The 354-nt window shown below is 52.8% G+C and carries 2 protein-coding genes; both read left to right on the top strand.

Annotation, left to right across the window (positions count from 1 at the left end; all coding sequences use genetic code 11):
- Positions 1-190 (top strand): hypothetical protein (locus AC1RPG_RS08455; RefSeq protein WP_481762543.1); only part of this gene is annotated, 190 nt, incomplete at its 5' end.
- Positions 168-354, top strand: a 187-nt coding sequence (locus AC1RPG_RS08460; RefSeq protein ID WP_481762544.1) for a hypothetical protein, incomplete at its 3' end; no start/stop codon positions are given. The genes AC1RPG_RS08455 and AC1RPG_RS08460, both read left to right, overlap by 23 nt.

The following is a 354-nucleotide window of genomic DNA, read 5'->3' on the forward strand; positions in this document are numbered from 1 at the left end:
GCCAAGAGCAAACGTAATTGACATGGACGCTGCTGATCTGTATAGTTTGCTTGAGGATTCGCTGTGCATCGTGCGGCGCGCGGTGTGGAGCGAATATGATGACTGGGCTGCGTCAGTCGAACAGCGGCTGATGAATGCCATGAACGAACTAGTTGAGGAAGATGAAGATGAACAAGAAGTATCACCGTGAGGTGCGTCCCATGTTCAAGTCGCTGGAGCAGTATCTAGGTTTGGAACTGGATCGTGTCCGGCACACGGAACTCGAACAGTTCGCGGAAGAGCACAAACAGTTCGTGCGCCTGAACGACAAGAAGGACGAGGCTCTGTTCGGCATCGAATGCCACACGCTCAAGA

This window comes from Dellaglioa sp. CoH-57-MRSF-18 (assembly GCF_056781995.1).